Genomic DNA, 16340 nt, shown 5'->3' on the forward strand with positions numbered 1-16340 from the left:
CGGTAGCTCGTCAGGCTCATAACCTGAAGGCCGCAGGTTCAAATCCTGCCCCCGCAACCAAATCAAACAAAAGCCCGCCAGACCAAGAGGTCGGCGGGCTTTTGGCGTTCTGAGGCCACGCAAAAGAAAACAACAAGACCGTGCAGTGCGGGGAGGTGGCCGGAGCATCTGTGGGAACCATCCCAGTCGGCTGAGGGAGGACCACCTCTCACGCCGACATAAGCGGACGCGGCGCCCATGTTGGCGACGCAGGCGCTGGCCATTCCTCCCGGCCTGTAGGAGGCTTCGATCCGACGGTGTCGCGCCGGAGTTGGATCGATACCATGACATTTCGATGATGCCGCCAGATGCGGCCACAGCACTGCCAGCAACTGAGCGCCGAGGCCGCATCTTCCAAACTCTCTCGACCTTGTCCTAGGCGGCTCGCACTCTGCCTGGTCCGGTGGGCTGAATGGCTCAGCGTTGCGGACAGAGAAAGCGGGTCAGCAGCAGGTGCATCATCGGGCGCTCCTGCTCCGGCTTGAAGCCGGGGTCGACGGCGATCCGGCCGAAAATGCCGTCGATCATCGCGGCGATCCACCGCGCACCCGCTTCCGGACCGATTGCGGTGTCGATCTGTCCGCGCTCGTGCGCGGCCTTGATGACGGCGGAAAGTGCGGCGCGCAGCTCCGCGTCGTTCGCGGCAACCAGTTCGCCGATGTGTTCGTCGCGCATGGCCTCTGCGGCGATTTCCAGCGCCAGGCTGGAATAGACGGGGTCGGCTGCCAAACCCAGCACGACGTCCATGAAGCCCAGAAGTGCGGCGAAAAGATCAGGCGCTTCATGGAGTTCGCGGAAAAACTCCGCCGTTTCTTGACGTTCCTCCTCCACGATCGCGGCGATGATGGCGTGCTTGGTCGGAAAATAATGAAAGAGATTGCCTGGGCTCATCCCTGCCTCGGCACAGATTTCCGCGGTCGATGTGCCGTGAAACCCCTTGCGGGCAAAACAGGCGATGGCGGCGTCGAGGATGACTTGCCGCCTTGCCGCATGTTTCTCCGGGTCGATCTTGCGCATCGTGCTTCTCCCCAATGGTCCAGTTTCTTTAATAGACTAATCGATCTGGTATGCGGTGCAGGCGCGTACGATGTCAAGAGAAGTGCCCTGATGACGGATGACGCCATGCTCCCGCAATGATTGTATGTGATCGCCTTACTCTTGACGCGTTTATCGAATGAAATTATTAGATTGACTGATCGAATAAATAATTTCTTCCGAACGCGATAATCAGGAGCCGTCGACGTTGTGCTTGCTGCCAGAGTGGTGGCGACGTCCGGTTCCGTCAGCGAAAGCCAACCAGAATGAGACGTTCTCCAGCTCTGAATGCAGCCATCGTCGCCGTCTTCGCGCTTGCTGCGACTGCGGGTCAGGTTCGCGCCAACGAGGCGGCGGCATCCGTCAGCGCCGATATCCACGCCGCAAGCCGCACCGTTTCAACGCTCGTGGCCGACAGGCAGCCGCAGAAATGGTTGCGCTCCTTCGCGGGCATTTTCGTCGCCCGGGAAGAAATCGCTGTCGGGACGACACTGACCGAGCAACGGATCGCCAAGGTCGAGGTCGAGGTCGGCGACCGTGTAGTTGCCGGCCAGGTGCTCGCCCGTCTCGAAACCGAGATGCTGGAAAATTTTCTGCGTGAGGCGGAAGGGCGGGTGGCGCGCTCCAGTGCGGCGGTTGCCCAGCAGGAAGAGACTGTCCGGCAGGAGGAAAAGAAGCTCGATCGCGCCCGGCAACTGCGCCATCTGAAGGCAGAAACGTTCCTTGAAGAACGGGTTTCGGCCGTGGCCATTGCGCTCGAGGCGGTGAAGGTGGCGTGCGCCGACGACGCACAGGCCCAGGCGCTCTTGGCCGAGGCACGCCGCAAGCTCGAGCGGGCCGTGATCGTCGCCCCGGCCGCCGGTATCGTTTCCGAACGGCTTGCCCGCGCCGGCGCGCTCGCCGGAACGGAGCCGCTGATGCGGCTCATCCGCGACGGCGAAATCGAGCTTGCTGCCGAAATTCCGGAAAGCGAGTTGCCCTTGCTTGCCGTCGGTCAGAAAGTAAAGGTCAAGCTTTCCGGCCGCACGGACGCGATCGAAGGCCAGGTCCGGGTGATCAATCCGAAGATCGATAGCGAGACACGGCTCGGCACGGCCAAGATAACGCTGAAGACCGACAAGCCCCCCTATGCCGGAACGTTCGGCCGGGCGGAAATCGTCGTGGCCGAACGCGCGGCGATCATGGTCGACGATTCAGCGCTGCTTTACGGCACCCCGGACGGCATGCCCTCGGTGTTCATCGTCGAGGGCGGGAAGGTCAAGCGCAAGACTGTCCAGGCCGGAATGCGCCAGAACGGCAAGGTGGAGATCCTATCGGGTCTGGACGTCGGCGAGCGCGTTGTTGCCAAGGCCGGCGTTTCTCTCCGCGAGGGCGAGGCCGTCGCCACCAAGGACGTTGTTCCCGCTCAGACAGGCGTGCAGAAATGACCAGCAACATCTCCGCCTGGGCGATCCGTAAGCCCGTTCCGACCATCGTCCTGTTCGTCGTCTTGACGCTGGTCGGCATCGCCTCTTTCCTTCGCCTGCCGGTCAACGCAAATCCGAGCGTCTCGTTTCCCGTCGTGACCGTGACGATCACCCAACCGAGCGCCCAGCCAGCGGAAATGGAAACGCAGGTCACGCGTCGCGTCGAGGGCGTGGCGGCCGGCCTGGTTGCCGTCAATCACATTCGCTCGACGGTCGCCAACGGCATCTCGACGACGACGGTCGAGTTCAAGATCGGCACCGACCCGGATCGCGCTGCCAACGACGTGCGCGAGGCGGTCGCCCAAATCCGCTCCGATCTGCCGCAGTCGATCCAGGAGCCGGTGGTGTCGCGCGTCGACGTCGATGGCAGCGCCATCATTTACTACACCGTGCGCGCGCCCAACATGTCCGCGGTCGAGCTGTCATGGTTTGTCGACGACACCCTGAACAGCGAGCTGCTGACGCTTCCGGGCGTGCAGAAGGTTCAGCGTCTCGGTGGCGTCAACCGCGAGGTTCGCGTTTCGCTCGATCCGGAGCGGCTGCTGGCACTGGGCGTCACTGCCGATCAGGTCAACACCGCGATGCGCGAACTCAACACCAATGTGCCGAGCGGGCGTGGCGAGATCGGCGGGCGGGAGCAATCGATCCGCACGATCGGCAGCGCCACATCGGTTGAGGATCTTTCGCGCCTGTCGGTACCCATTTCGGGCGGCCGCTGGGTCCAGCTCTCGGACGTGTCGAAGATCGAGGACACGTCTTCCGAACCGCGCAATTTCGCCCGGCTCGACGGCGAACCGGTCGTCAGCTTCTCGGTGTCGCGCAGCAAGGGTGCGAGCGATACGGTGGTTGCCGATCGCGTTGCCGCGCGGTTGGCTGAAATCCAGGCGCGCACACCCGGCATCGAGATCAAGGAACTGATCTCGCTGGTCGAATACACCAAGGAAAGCTACGATGCGGCGGTGACGGCGCTGCTGGAAGGGGCAGCCCTGACGATCGTGGTCGTCTTCGCGTTCCTGCGCAACTGGCGGGCAACGTTGATCTCGGCGCTTGCCATGCCGCTGTCGATCCTGCCGACCTTCATGGTCATGGATTTTCTCGGTTTCACCTTGAACAGTATCAGCCTGCTGGCGCTGACGCTTGTCATCGGCATTCTTGTCGATGACGCCATCGTCGAAATCGAAAACATCGAGCGGCACGTGGACATGGGTAAGCGGCCCTTCCTAGCCGCGATCGATGCAGCCGACGCAATCGGGCTTGCGATTGTTGCGACGACGCTGACAATCGTTGCGGTGTTCGCGCCCGTCAGCTTCATCGGCGGTGCGGTCGGGCAGTATTTCAAGCAGTTCGGCCTGACGGTCGCTATCGCCGTGCTGTTCTCCCTTGCAGTTGCCCGCCTCCTGACGCCGTTGATGGCAGCCTATCTGCTCCGACCGAAATCAGCACCTCATCATGAGGCCAAGCGGTCGCGCATCGGCGATGCCTATGTCCGGGTGCTCGGCTGGACGCTCGATCATCGCAAGACGGCGCTCTCCATCGTCGCCCTCATCTTCATCGGTTCGATCGCGCTTTTGACGATGTTGCCCACCGGTTTCCTGCCGACGAGCGACAGCAACCTCTCGACCTTGAAGGTGACATTGCCGCCGGGCACGCGGCTCGAGGAAACGGCCCGCGTCTCGGATGAGCTGACCCGCGAGATCAAAGAGCGCCCGGAAGTGGACAGCGTGCTTGCGACGGCTGACAGCCTCAACCGGGTTGACCTGCTGATCAAGCTTCGCCCGCGCAAGGAGCGCGAGCTCGACCGAAAATCGTTCGAGCTGTCCCTGCGTCCATTGCTCGTCGAGACCCCGGACATCCAGGCGACCTTTGCCTCCGAGCAGGGGGCGAAGGACCTGTCGATCTATCTGACCAGCGACGACGCGGAGGCGCTGACCCAGGCGGTGCGCCAGCTCGAAAGAGAGATGCGGGCGATGCCGGGCCTCGTCAACGTGCAGTCGACCGAACCGCTGCTATCGCCCGAATTGCTGGTGAAGCCGCGTCTCGACGAGGCGGCCCGCCTCGGGGTCTCGGTGACGTCGATCGGCACGGTTGCGCGCATCGCCACCATGGGCGACAGCGAAAGCAATTCGGCGCGGTTCAATCTCGGCAACCGGCAGGTGCCGATCCGCGTGATGCTCGACGAGGGGGCCCGGGCGGATTTCGATACGCTGCGCAATCTCAGGGTGGGGACCAATTCCGGCAAGCTGGTGCCGCTGACGTCCGTGGCCGATATTTCCTTCGGCGCCGAGGAGGGCAGTGTCGAACGCCTCAACCGCAAGCGCCTGATGGCGGTAGAGGCCAATCTCAACGGCATCACGCTTGGCACGGCGTTCGACGCGGTCTCCGCCCTGCCGGCGATGAGCAAAATGCCATCAGGCGTTTCGCAGGCGAATTACGGCGAAGCGGAATATATGTCGGAAATGTTCCGCAACTTCGCACTTGCCTTGCTCGCCGGCATCCTGATGGTTGCGGCGGTGCTCGTCCTCCTGTTCAAGGACTTTCTGCAGCCTGTGACCATCCTGATTGCCTTGCCCCTGTCGATCGGCGGTGCAGCGCTCGCGCTCATTCTCTTTGGCGCTGCGCTCGATCTGTCCTCGACGATCGGTATCCTGATGTTGATGGGTATTGTTTGCAAGAACTCGATCCTGCTGGTCGACCACGCGATCGTCTGCCGCAACGAAGGAGCGGACCGGCGAGCGGCCTTGCTCACGGCAGGCACCACCCGCGCCCGCCCGATCATCATGACGACGATCGCCATGGTTGCCGGCATGGTGCCGGCGGCGATCGGCGTTGGTGCCGATGCGGCCTTCCGCGCGCCGATGGCGATTGCCGTGATCGGCGGGTTGATCACATCGACGATGTTGAGTCTCGTCTTCGTGCCGGTGATGTTCACGGTGATGGATGATGTCAGCGTTCGCCTCGGCCGCCGGTTGAAGCGCCTGTCATCGGTGACCGACGAGGACAAGATCGCCGACGCGGCCCGCAGCGGCAACCCCATCCTGTCCGGCTCGTCTCATTGAACCGCGCGGCCTATTCGAAATAGTTGACGAGCCGTGTGTCGCCGACGGCGTGTACGCGGCAGTCGACATCGAAGATCGCCTGCAGGCGTGACGGCTCGATCATGTCCTTCGGTGTACCTTCGAAGGCAAGCCTGCCGTCGCGCATGGCGACGATGCGATCGGAATAGGCAGAGGCGAAGTTGATGTCGTGCAGCACGACGACAACGGTCTTGGCGAAATCGTCGGCCAGGCGCCGCAGCAGCTTCATCGTCTCGACTGCGTGTTTCATGTCGAGGTTGTTCAACGGTTCATCGAACAGCATGTAGTCGGTATCCTGGCAGAGCACCATGGCGATGAAGGCGCGCTGGCGTTGGCCGCCGGACAACTCGTCGAGGAACCGGTGCTCGAAGGCCTTGAGCCCGACATAGGCGATCGAGCGTTCGATATGCTTGACGTCACCCGCCGTCAGCCGGCCCTTCGAATAGGGGTAGCGACCGAAGGCGACGAGGTCGCGTACGCTGAGGCGTGCGGTGATATGGTTGTCCTGGCGCATGATCGACAGGCGGCGGGCAAGCACGTCGCCCGCCGTGCGGCTGACGTCGAGCCCGTCGACCAGAACCTGTCCCCTATCCATCGGCATCAGGCGGCTGACGATCGACAGCAGCGTTGATTTGCCTGCACCGTTCGGACCGATGATCGAGGTCAGCCCACCGGTTGGAAGCGTCATCGAGACCCGGTCGACGACAGCGTTGCTGCCGTAGGATTTGGTGACATCGCGGATTTCGATCATCGGACGGAGCCTCGGACAAGCAGGAAGATGAAGACAAGACCACCGACGAATTCGATGACGATGCTGAGCGCGGTGTTGAAGGCAAAGAGCCGCTCCAGGATCACCTGGCCGCCGACCAGCGTGACGATGGCAAGGCAGACAGCGATCGGCAGCACGAAACGGTGGCTCGCCGTCGGGCTGATCTGCCAGGCGAGGCTTGCGACCAGAAGGCCGAAGAACGTTACCGGTCCGACCAGCGCCGTGGAAACCGAGACGAGGACGGCGATGAGCACGAGCAGGATGGTGACTGTGCGGTGATGATCGACACCGAGGCCGATGGCGCTTTCACGGCCGAGCGACAGCACGTCGAATGTCGGAAACAGCCGCCAGAGAACGAAGGTGACTGCAGCGACGGCGATGGCGGAAATGCCGAGCAGATCGGCATTGACGGTGTTGAAGCTGGCAAACAGCCGATCCTGCAGCACCACGAACTCGTTGGGATCGAGGATCCGCTGCAGGAAGGACGAGAGGCTGCGGAACAGGCCGCCGAGAATGATGCCGACGAGCATCAGGAGATGCAGGCTGCGGGTGGCGCCTGAAAACAGCGCCCGGAACAGAAGCACGGAAAAGCCGACCATTGCCGCCGTCTCGATGACGAACTGAAGCCGCGGGTCGACGGCGTTGGCGCCTGCCGCCCCGAGCGCGAACACCATGACGGTCTGCAGCAGCGCGTACATCGCATCGAAGCCAATGATCGATGGTGTCAGGATGCGGTTTCCGGAGATGGTCTGGAAGAGAATGGTCGAGACGGCGATCGCATAGGCGACGAGGATCATGCCCGCAAGCTTGGTGCCGCGGAAGGAGAGGATGAACGCCCAGCTTCCCTTGGCGCCAAGCGTCATGAAGGCCAGCATCGACAGGAGCGCGAGCACTGCCGTCACAAGCAGCGTTCCGGCGGGCGATACCCTCTTGATGTCAGCCTGCATGGGCGCGCCTCGACAGCAACAGATAGAGGAAGACAACGCTGCCGATGACACCCATGACCGTTCCGACCGGGATCTCGTAAGGTGCGATGATCATGCGGCCGACGATGTCGCAGGCGAGCACCAGCCCTGCACCGGTGGCGGCGATCAGCGGCAGGGTGCGCCTGAGATTGTCACCGACCACGAGGCTGATGACATTCGGCACGATCAACCCCAGGAACGGCACCATGCCGACGGTGGCGACGACCGTGGCCGTCACCATCGATACGATGCAAAGCCCGAGCGTCACGACCTTGTTGTAGTCGAGGCCGACATTGCGGGCGATGTCCTCGCCCATCCCGATGACGGTGAAACGGGCAGCGGTAACATAGGCGATCAGCGTCAGGGCAAAAGCGATCCACAACAGTTCGTAGCGGCCGCGCAGCACGCCGGAGAAATCGCCCGACATCCAGGCGCCCATCGACTGCATCATGTCGTATCGGTAGGCGATGAAGGTGGTGACCGCGCTGATGACGCCGCCGAGCATGATGCCGACAAGAGGCACCATCAGCACTGAACGGAGCGGGATCTGGCGCAGAATCTTGAGGAACAGTGCCGTGCCGGCGAGCGCAGTGAGGGCGGCCACGGCCATCTTGCCGGCGACCGGCAAAGTGGGCGCGAAGATCATCGTCACGAGCATTCCAAGCGCCGCCGATTCCGCCGTACCTGCGGTCGATGGTTCGACGAAGCGGTTGCGGGCGAGCATCTGCATGATGGTGCCGGCGACGGCGAGCCCGGTTCCGGCGAGCATCAGTGCAAGCGTACGCGGCACCCGGCTTTCGACGATCAGCAACCAGCCGCGCCCGTCGCCGTCAAGCCCGGAGGCGAGGCTGCCGACACCGGTCAGGACGCTGACGACGGCAAGCAGCAGGATGACGGGGACGGCAATCAGGAGTGACTTCATCGATCGGTCTTTACGTGCGCCGGTGCTTCAGTGAATGGCCCTTCGTGGCCCGCTTGTTGCCGTTCATCCTTCCGTTGCCTCCGAGCAACTTGAGATCGGTTTTACTTGCATCCGTCTCGGCACCGCCAAGCGGCGGACGGGAACTGAGCTTCCTTCATATATATGAGATGGTTAGTCAAGTTTCGTCGTGCCAAGCGCCATTGTCGGATGGTCGCATGCTGGCTCGTCGCTTTTGCACGACAGCAAACGGGCTTGTTGCCCTCTTTGGAAAATCGCGCTAGGACGGCTTAAAACATGAGGAAATAAGTCATGAATGTATCTCTATTTTCTAATGCTCTTCGTGGCGCCGTCCTGACGGCCGTCCTGGCTCTGGCGCCTGCCGCTGGCGCCGAAACGTTGAAAATCGAGCACAGCAGCGGCACGGCGGATGTCGAAAAGTCCCCGAAGACGGTGCTGGTTTATGATTTTGGCATGCTCGAAACTCTGGATATGCTCGGCGTGCCTGTCGCCGGCGTTCCCGGTTCTGCCATCCCGCCGTCCCTCGAAAAATACAAGTCAGATACCTATCCGAAGATCGGTACGTTGTTTGAACCGGACTATGAGGCGGTCAATGCTGCCGAACCCGATCTGATCATCGTCGGCGGCCGTTCGCAGTCGAAATATGCTGAGCTTGCCAAGCTCGCGCCGACCATCGACCTGACCAACGACGACAAGGACCTGATCGGCAGCGTCAAGAAGAACGCCGCCATTCTCGGCCAGATCTTCGGCAAAGAGGCGGAAATCAAGGCTGCGTCGGACAAGCTCGACGCCTCGATCGTCAAGCTGCAGGGTGTCGCCAAGGATGCCGGCACCGGCCTCATTCTGCTGACGACCGGCGGCAAGATCAGCGCCTACGGCAAGGGTTCGCGCTTCGGCGAAATCCACGACATCTTCGGCGTCGAGCCGGCCGATCCGAAGCTCGAGGTCGCAACGCACGGGCAGGCAGTGTCCTACGAATATATCCTCGAGACCAATCCGGACTGGATCTTCGTCGTCGACCGCGACGCGGCGATCGGCCAGGAAGGCCAGCCGGCCGCGGCCCTCCTCGACAACGAACTGGTGCGCCAGACCAAGGCCTGGAAGAACGAGCGGGTCGTCTATCTCGATTCAGCCAAGCTTTACCTGACAAGCTCGGGTCTGAAATCCGAACAGGATATCGTCGATCAGCTGACGCAAGCGCTGAGCAAGAAATAGGCTTGAACTTTTCACGAGGGGCGGCTGGAGATCATGCCGCCCCTCGTCGTGCCTTTGCCTGCCCATCGATCCCATGCAGATTGGAGAAGACTATGTTGAAAGCCACGAGCGGTTTTACCACCGAACGCGCCTCGCAATACCTGCAGCAGATGTCCAAGCATTTTGCGCACAAGACATCGGTCGAATATACCGAAGTGGATTCGGTGGCGGCGATTGGTGTGAGCACCGCGCGCATGACTGCCCACGGACATCAGCTGTCGTTCGTCGCGGAATCGCCAGATGCCGAGGCGCTGGCGGAATGCAAGGACGTGATCGAACGCCACATCATCCGCTTCGCATTTCGCGAGGAGCTGAAGGCTCTCGACTGGACCGAAACCGCGGAGTGAGCGGTCGGTCGTCTCCTGCTTCCACGCCTTCAATGCTTTATTCGTGACCCTGTTTCTCCAGGCTTGCCCGGCCGGGCCTGCAGGTGCGCCGAAATGCCTGATGGCAGCGATGGTTCAAGCAAGGGAGGTGCCGTCGGGAGCCGCACGGATGCATCGAGCGTTCGTTTCGGCGCCACCAGGACCCTCGGCGGCGATGGGATTGACACCGGGGTTTGCGCTGGTTCGGGAACCTCGTCCTGTTGGCCTTGCAATGCTTCCCTCAGGCGAATGACAGCGTCACGTGCTTTCAACTTGCAGCGCAGGTGATCCGGATCGTCCGAGAGGATGTCTTCGAAGCTCGTGAAAATTCCGAGGGCTTCCTCGCCTCGGCCAGTTGCGCACAAGGCGACGCCGAGCTTGTAGCGCACGAGGCTGAGGAGCGGGTGGCGGGCGAGCAGTGCTTCGAAGGTTTCGGCTGCTTCGCCGTAGTGTCCCTGCGCCATCTGGCTGTCCCCGAGCCGGTGCTGGATCTTGCCGGCACCCGGCATCGTCGCAAGCAGCCCCTTATAGAGATACTCGGCCTCGTCGTGCTCGCCCTTGTCGTCGAAAAGCTGGGCGAGGCCATAGCGGGCGCGGGTGTGTGTCGGCATGGTGTGGATGACCTGCCGGTAACCGGGTTCTGCCCGATCCAGCCGTCCCTGCTTGTGTAGCTCAACGGCGCGCTCGTAGACATGTTCGATGCTGCGCGGGTTGAGGCAGTTGCGCAGATTGCGGCCGGATAGCGTTCTGACAAGCATGCTGCGAATACGGCGTTCCTCGACACCGAAGGCGTATTTATAGGCCTCATTGCCGCGCAGGAAGTCGTAGATCCGGTATCCCTCGGCAATCGCATCGCGAATGGAAAAGCCGTGCAGCAAAAGCCCTGGGGAAGGGGTGGTCCATTCCTCGTCGCGACCGGTGATGTAGAACAGAACCGTCTTCTTCTGCCGATCGAGCAGATTGGCAAGCACACCGAGCGGCCGGTCCTGATACCAGAGAACGGGAACGTCGAGCGCACCCTGATTGAAAGCGTCGAGCAGCATCTCCCTTGTCAAGGTGATCAGGCGGTCGACCTTGCTGCCCTTGCGCTCCGCCCATTTGATGCGCCACAGCCGGAACAGCGTGTCGAGATCACGTTCGATCGTCTCACTCGTCGCGTGTGTAATGCGGTAGTCGGACGACGCCTCGACCATGCGCATGAAGCGTCTGAGTTTCTGGCGGGTCTGGGCGCTCATATGCGTTGCGAGATACGCCTCCCAGCTTTCCGGCAGGACCACATAGGGGCAGATGGTATTGTCGATGTTGTCAGAATTGCTGCGCTCGTTGCTTTTCTGCGAGAATTCGGTTTGCGGAAAGGCCGCCAGAAGACGATCGAGCCGCGAAGAGGCGGTGTAGAAATAATCGAACGTGAGGGTCGTCCAGTTCTCCCTGCCGATATAGGCGGAGAAGGCATCGGCCGCCGCGTCCTCCAGGCCGGGCCGACACAGGAAGCCGGTGTAATCGGCACCGTAGTTGCCCGCCATCCGGATTTCGTCGCAGAAGAGGTTGGTCTTTTCGTCCTGGTAGGTCGATACCTTCAATGGCAGGAAGGCGCAGTAATGGGCATCGCCTTCCTGCTTCAGCGCCAGAACAAACCAGCGATGACGGTGCGACAGATACTTGTGCAGCCATTGCCAGGAAAGAAACAGATGGGCTTCTGGATCTTCGAAATAGATCCTGTCCCAATCTTCGCGAATTTTCTCAAATTCTTCTAAAGTCTCAAAAATATCTATTTTCATAACGCCCTCGGTACGCAACTAAAAAATACAATTATTAAAGAATATATCCGGCTCGTTTGTTTGCAAAACGACCTTAGGTACTAGTCAAACCATAGCTCGGCTGTACTAATGATATCATCCGAATGCGCCGTGTCGTCTACGGACGATCGAGGCCACGCTTCCGCCTCAAGAGCATTTCCAGGAAAAGTGCGAAGCGGTTTTCCGTCAGGAAATGCGTGAAAACTGAGTGCCAGAGCATTTCCAGGAAAAGTGCGAAGCGGTTTTCCGTCAGGAAATGCGCAAAAACTGGGTGCCAGAGCGTTTCTGTGACGCTGTCTAGACCGGAAACGCTCTAGATCGAACGCTCGTCGAAATTCGGCCGGGAGCGAATGAACGCCCACAGGCTTTTGCTGATCTCGGTGATCTCCTGGATTGCGGCTTCGAGCCGCTCCAGCTCGCGGGCATCGAGCTGCTCGACCTTGCCGTAGCGTATGTCCTTGTCGCCTTCCACCAGGCGCATCAGCTGGGTGCTGGAAATCTCGCCCTGCTCGTCGAAGGAGTAGATGCAATGGTTGTACTTGTTGCGCATCTTCGACTGCTGCTTCAGCCGGTCCATGATCGAAAGAACGTTGTCGCGCGTGTCGACGGGGATCGCCGGCAGCTTGGCTAGGCGTTCGGTCAGATCGATGCGGGCGCGCGTGGTGTTCAAGGTCAGGAAGACGACGATCGCCTGCTCCTTGTCGACACTCAGCAGATGGGCAATGACGTAGATCAGCAGGCTTTCGGTATTGGTCCAGACATAGTTGAGGCGGCCGACAAGCAGAAGCACCTCGTGTATCGCTGCCATCAAACGTCTCCCCTATCCGCCACCGGTGGCACCCTGCCATCACCGACGATGCGCATCTTGACGGAAATACACGCGCCTTCAAGGCGCGTGCCGCTCGCCGGTGAAAACCCGAAACCTGCAGGCCGGTCCTGTCTTGCGCGGACTTCATTCGCAGCCTCCCCGCTTCGCCTCAGGTTTCCTTGAAGGCGCGCGACATGCTGTCGGTGATCGGCTTCGTCAGATATTCGAAGAAAGTGCGCTCCGACGTGGTGATCAGCACTTCCGCCGGCATGCCCGGCACCGGATGGAAACCGTGGATGCGGTGGATCTCGCTGACGGGAACCTCGACGCGGACGATGTAGACATCCCGCTGCTGGCCGCCGCTTACCTCTTCGACCGAGTCGGCGGAGACGTAAAAGACCTTGCCGCTCAGCACCGGCGTCGTGCGGCGGTTGAGCGCCGACAGACGGATGGTCGCGTCCTCGCCCACGCGCAATTGATCGATGGAGGTTCGCAGCACCTGCGCCTCGATGATCAGCGGCACGTTGGCCGGCAGAATTTCCATGATCGGCTTGCCCGTCGCGATGACGCCCCCGGCGGTGTGAAAATAGCTGCGCACCACGGTGCCGTCGACGGGCGACCGGATGGTGGCACGGCCGAGAACTTCGCTTGCCTCGCGTAATTGCTCGCGCACGCCATCGAGGTCGGATTCGGCAGCTTCAAGTCCATCGAGCGCCGCTTGCTTGTTGGCATTGACGGCGATCACCGCCTCCTGGCGATAGCGGTCGATCTGCGACAGGCTTTCCTTGACCTCGGCGTCAAGTCGGCCGATCTCGCCCATGGCATCGGCAGCAGCGCGGTCGAGCGCCATCAGTTCCGATTTCTTGATCAGGCCGCTTTCGGCCAGCTTGCTCTTGGCGGCGCGCTCCTCGTTGAGAATGTCCAGTTGCTTGTTGAACGATTCCTGCTGGCGCTCGTAGCCTTTGGCGCGGAACTCCAGTGACTTGATGTTCTGGTCGATGAGGTTCAGCTGATCGTCGAGCTTGATCTTCTTGCTGTGGAAGTTGACGTTCTGGCTCTCGATGATCGCGTGGATATCGGGATCGCTCGCCTCTTTCTTGACGATGTCGGGGATCTTGAACGTGTCGCTGCCCATGGCTTCGGCGCGCAGCCGCGAGACCACCGCCTCCAGACGCAGCCGCTTCAGATTGAGCGCGCGCTCGTTGGCGCGCGACGGCGTCTGATCGAGCTTGACCAGAATGTCGCCGGTCTTGACCTTGTCGCCTTCGGCCACCAGCATCTGCTCGATGATGCCGCCTTCGAGGTGCTGGATGATCTTGTTGTTGCCGTTGGCGACGAAGCTTCCCTGGGCAATGATCGCGGCCGCCAGAGGGGCTGCGAAAGCCCAGTAGCCGAAGCCGCCGAATGAGGCGAGGATCAGCGCCAGGCCCGCCATGCTGTGCAGCTTGATCGATCGCGGCACCTCCGAATACCACTCGACGACATGTTCTTCGGCGGCGTTCTTTTTCTCGCGGCTCATGGTCATTCTCCGGCGATACGGGGTGCGGACTTCTCGTCCTTCGGCTTGGCGCCGATGGCCGCAAGCACGTCGTTGCGCGCACCGAACATGGCAACCGTGCCTTCGTTCAGCAACATGATCTTGTCGACGCATTGCAGCAGCGCCGGACGCTGGGTGATGGTGACGGTGGTGATGCCCTGCTTCTTGGCATGCAACAGCGCCCGGGCAAGCGCCGCCTCGCCATTGCTGTCGAGATTGGAATTGGGCTCGTCCAGCACCACGAATTTCGGGTTGCCGAAGAAGGCGCGTGCGAGCGCAATGCGCTGTTTCTGCCCGCCGGAGAGCGGCGCGCCGTCGGCAGCAACGATCGTCTCGTAGCCTTGCGGGAACGAGGCGATCAGTTCGTGCACGTCGGCAAGAACGGCCGCTTCAAAGATCGCGCTGTCTTCGACATCGTCGCGCATGCGCGAGATGTTGGCCTTGATGGTGCCCGGGAAGAGTTGCACGTCCTGCGGCAGATAGCCGATGCTTTCGCCAAACTGCCGTTGGTCCCAGTTTCTCAGGTCCATGAGGTCGAGGCGGACATTGCCGGAGGTCGGAACGATCGAGCCGACGAGCATCTTGCCGAGCGTCGTCTTGCCGGAGCCGGAATTTCCGATGACGGCGAGCGATTCCCCTTTGTTGAGCGAGAAGGAAATGCCGTTGAGGATCACCCGCTTCTGCGGCGGCGGCACGAACAGGATGCGTTCGACATCGAGCCGGCCTTCGGGCTTCGGCAGGCGCAATCGCGGGAAGTTCAACGGCGAATTGACCAGCAGCTGCTTGATCCGGCCATAGGCGGCACGCGAATGGTTGAGCTGGTTCCAACCTTCGATCGCCCCTTCGACAGGCGCAAGCGCACGCCCGGAGATGATCGACGCGGCAATGACCATGCCGCCGGTGATGTGTCCGTCCATCGACAGGTGCGCGCCCCAACCGAGCAAGGCGACCTGGGTGAACATCCGCACCGCCTTCGACGCGCCGGTAAAGACGATGCTTCGATCCTGAGCGTAGACCTGCGACTTCAAGGAGCCTGCGGTTTCGCGGCCCCACATCTTCACCGCTTCCGGGATCATTGCCAGGGCGTTGATGATCTGCGAATTGCGCGCCATCGAATCCAGGTGGAAATTGGCGCGGCTGAGGAAGGCATTGGCTTCGCTGAACGGCTGTGACGTCGCCTTCTGATTGAGGTAGGCGATCACGAACAGCACGACGCAGCACATGATGACGATCAGGCCGAGCTGCGGCTGGATGATGTAGACCACCACGACGAAGAATGGCATCAGAGGTGCATCGAGGAACGAGATCAGGGTGCCGGAGACGATGAAGGAGCGCAGCTGCTGAAGGTCGCTCAGCACCTGATAGTCGCGACCGTTGCCGTGCAATGATGCTCGTGCGGCGGCACTCAAGATGGGCGCACCGAGCTGGACCTCCATTTCGACCGCCGTGCGCATCAGGATGAAGCGGCGGATGGAATCGAGGATGACCTGAAGGACGATGGCGCCGAGCACGGCGATCGTCAGCATCACCAGCGTATCCTGCGAGCGGCTGGTCAGCACCCGGTCCGAGATCTGGAACAGATAGATCGGAATGGCGAGGACCAGCACGTTGATCGCGATGGTGAAGGCGATGACGATCATCATGTTGCGGCGAACGATGGCCATACCGTTGCGCAGGCTCGCGGCAAAATTGACCGGTCCCATACGCTTGTGGAACGTGTGCTTGTCGCCGCCACCGCCACCGCCGCCACCGTTGCCATCGGTGGGCACACCGTTGTTGCCGCCGCCATCGCGCACGGTCGGACGGCGGTCATTCTCCTTCAGCGGCCCCGGGTCGTTGTCGATCGTCTGTGGCAGGGGGCGACCCGGTCGGCTCTTCACATCATCGGCCGGGTCGCTGTCGTTGCCACGACGCGCGGTGATTTCCGGTTGAGCAGGGTTTCCTTGTCCGTCGAGCGGTTTGGCTGGCGGCGCTTCTGCCGGAGGAACCTGTTCCGGTGCAACCTTGGCGACCGGCACCTCGACGATCGGTGCTTCCATCGGCACCACTTTGGCTTCGACGTCCTGCAGCGGCACACTTTCTCGGCTCTGCCACAACGCGCCCTCGTGCCGCGGCCCGAAATGATAGCCGGCCTGTTTTTTCTCGGTATGACGGATGGGGTTTGCCAGGGAATGGGTAACGGCCAGCAATTCAGCATCGGAATCGTCGTGGGCCACGGGCGTTTCGGTGCGTTTCGTGGGCTCGGAAACGGCTTCCTGTTTCGGTGCGTCGTCGTCCCGCGTCATGCGGATA

The 16340-nt window shown here is 61.5% G+C and carries 12 protein-coding genes; 4 read left to right on the forward strand and 8 right to left on the reverse strand.

What is annotated here, in order from left to right; translation table 11 throughout:
• Positions 1–456: 456 nt before the first annotated feature.
• Positions 457–1056, reverse strand: a complete 600-nt coding sequence (locus AC07UR_RS33065; protein WP_173423793.1) for a TetR/AcrR family transcriptional regulator — start codon at positions 1054–1056, stop codon at positions 457–459.
• A gap of 284 nt (positions 1057–1340) precedes the next feature.
• Here AC07UR_RS33065 and AC07UR_RS33070 point away from each other — a divergent pair, with 284 nt between their 5' ends.
• A complete protein-coding gene (locus tag AC07UR_RS33070; protein WP_494700484.1) occupies positions 1341–2501 on the forward strand; it encodes an efflux RND transporter periplasmic adaptor subunit in 1161 nt (386 codons plus the stop codon).
• Positions 2498–5596, forward strand: coding sequence for an efflux RND transporter permease subunit (locus AC07UR_RS33075; protein WP_209793203.1), 3099 nt, complete (start codon positions 2498–2500; stop codon positions 5594–5596). Before AC07UR_RS33070 ends, AC07UR_RS33075 begins: the two co-directional genes overlap by 4 nt.
• A 10-nt stretch (positions 5597–5606) precedes the next feature.
• On the opposite strand, the gene AC07UR_RS33080 is transcribed toward AC07UR_RS33075, so the two are convergent.
• The 3 genes from AC07UR_RS33080 to AC07UR_RS33090 are packed head-to-tail and all read right to left on the reverse strand — an operon-like array spanning position 5607 to position 8270.
• Complete coding sequence (locus tag AC07UR_RS33080; RefSeq protein ID WP_209793205.1) at positions 5607–6365, reverse strand: iron ABC transporter ATP-binding protein; 759 nt, start codon at positions 6363–6365, stop codon at positions 5607–5609.
• A complete protein-coding gene (locus tag AC07UR_RS33085) occupies positions 6362–7330 on the reverse strand; it encodes an iron chelate uptake ABC transporter family permease subunit (RefSeq protein ID WP_209793207.1) in 969 nt (322 codons plus the stop codon). Before AC07UR_RS33085 ends, AC07UR_RS33080 begins: the two co-directional genes overlap by 4 nt.
• Complete coding sequence (locus AC07UR_RS33090) at positions 7320–8270, reverse strand: ABC transporter permease (RefSeq protein ID WP_173423788.1); 951 nt, start codon at positions 8268–8270, stop codon at positions 7320–7322. The genes AC07UR_RS33085 and AC07UR_RS33090 overlap by 11 nt, the downstream gene beginning before the upstream one ends.
• Before the next feature lie 309 nt (positions 8271–8579).
• On the opposite strand from AC07UR_RS33090, the gene AC07UR_RS33095 reads away from it, so the two are divergent.
• Positions 8580–9503, forward strand: coding sequence for a siderophore ABC transporter substrate-binding protein (locus tag AC07UR_RS33095; RefSeq protein WP_209793209.1), 924 nt, complete (start codon positions 8580–8582; stop codon positions 9501–9503).
• Positions 9504–9595: 92 nt separating this feature from the next.
• Positions 9596–9889: a DUF2218 domain-containing protein gene (locus AC07UR_RS33100; protein ID WP_209793211.1), complete on the forward strand. Its 294-nt coding sequence runs from the start codon at positions 9596–9598 to the stop codon at positions 9887–9889.
• A 29-nt stretch (positions 9890–9918) separates the two neighbouring features.
• On the opposite strand, the gene AC07UR_RS33105 is transcribed toward AC07UR_RS33100, so the two are convergent.
• The 4 genes from AC07UR_RS33105 to AC07UR_RS33120 form a co-directional block, all read right to left on the reverse strand.
• A complete protein-coding gene (locus AC07UR_RS33105; protein WP_209793213.1) occupies positions 9919–11685 on the reverse strand; it encodes a GNAT family N-acetyltransferase in 1767 nt (588 codons plus the stop codon).
• A gap of 331 nt (positions 11686–12016) precedes the next feature.
• A complete protein-coding gene (locus tag AC07UR_RS33110) occupies positions 12017–12511 on the reverse strand; it encodes a hypothetical protein (protein ID WP_173423784.1) in 495 nt (164 codons plus the stop codon).
• Positions 12512–12680: 169 nt separating this feature from the next.
• Positions 12681–14030: an HlyD family type I secretion periplasmic adaptor subunit gene (locus AC07UR_RS33115; RefSeq protein ID WP_173423783.1), complete on the reverse strand. Its 1350-nt coding sequence runs from the start codon at positions 14028–14030 to the stop codon at positions 12681–12683.
• Between the two features lie 2 nt (positions 14031–14032).
• On the reverse strand, positions 14033–16087 hold the full coding sequence (locus AC07UR_RS33120; RefSeq protein WP_234942088.1) for a type I secretion system permease/ATPase: 2055 nt from the start codon (positions 16085–16087) through the stop codon (positions 14033–14035).
• Between the last annotated feature and the right edge of the window lie 253 nt (positions 16088–16340).

It is taken from the genome of Ensifer sp. GW821-FHT05G01 (assembly GCF_059419585.1).